Here is a 1051-nt window from a genome sequence, read left to right on the forward strand (position 1 = left end):
TAGAGCGGATCATTTCTTATCGGAATCGTTGCGGGATTCCCAAATCAGCAGATTTGTGATTGATCATTGATGCTGGAATGGAGGCCAGCATCAATGACGCGACCCTATTCGAATGATCTTCGTGAGCGAGTCATCGCTGCGGTTGTGGGTGGGCAGAGCTGCCGGGTGGTGGCGGAGCGGTTCGACATAGCTGTCTCGTCTGTGGTGAAGTGGTCGCAGCGTTACCGGGCCACCGGCAGTGTGTCGCCAGGCAAGATGGGCGGCCATCGTCGGCGGGTGCTGGAGCCGCACCGCGCCTTCATCGTCGAGCAGATCGAGCAGACATCACATCTGACGCTACATCGGCTGAAGGATGAGTTGGCCGCCCGCGGCGTGGCCGTCTCCCACAATGCCATCTGGCAGTTCATGCGCCGCGAAGGCTTGAGCTTCAAAAAAAACGCTGTTCGCCCTTGAGCAGGGCCGCGCCGACATTGCCCGGCGCAGAGCCCGCTGGAAGGCCTGGCAAGACCGCTTCGATCCGAAGCGGCTCGTCTTTATCGACGAGACGTGGATCCGTACCAACATGGCGCCGTTACGCGGCTGGGGACCGAGGGGCAAGAGATTGCGCGGCGTTGCCCCGCACGGCCGCTGGCGCACCCTGACCTTCCTCGGCGCCCTCCGCTGCGACAAGCTCACTGCGCCCTGCGTCTTCGACGGTCCCATCAATGGCGAATGCTTCCTCGCCTATGTCCGCCAGCAGTTGATCCCAACCCTCAAGCCCGACGACATCGTCATCCTCGACAATCTCGGCTCTCACAAAGCCAAGGCCATCCGCGATGCCATCAGGGCGGTTGGCGCCAGACTGTGGTTCCTGCCGAAATATTCCCCCGACCTTAATCCGATCGAGCAGGCCTTCGCCAAGATCAAGCACTGGATGCGCCAGGCCCAAAAGCGAAACATCGACGAAACCTGGCGACATCTGGGCATACTCGCCAACACCATCAAGCCAGAAGAGTGCGCCAACTACTTCTCAAACGCAGGCTACGCTTCCGTCAAAACATGAAACGCTCTA

1 protein-coding gene is annotated in these 1051 nt (G+C 60.2%); it reads left to right on the forward strand.

Annotation, left to right across the window (positions count from 1 at the left end; translation table 11 throughout):
- The first annotated feature begins 93 nt into the window (after positions 1-93).
- Positions 94-1042 (forward strand): IS630 family transposase gene (locus tag GGD46_RS33615; protein ID WP_184711483.1). Its coding sequence is split into 2 segments (ribosomal slippage): positions 94-429 and positions 431-1042, totalling 948 coding nucleotides; the frame shifts between segments, so codons are not numbered across the junction.
- The last annotated feature ends 9 nt before the right edge of the window (positions 1043-1051 follow it).

Source organism: Martinezella lusitana, assembly GCF_014207095.1.
In the GTDB taxonomy this organism is placed as follows: Bacteria; Pseudomonadota; Alphaproteobacteria; order Rhizobiales; family Rhizobiaceae; genus Rhizobium; species Rhizobium lusitanum_B.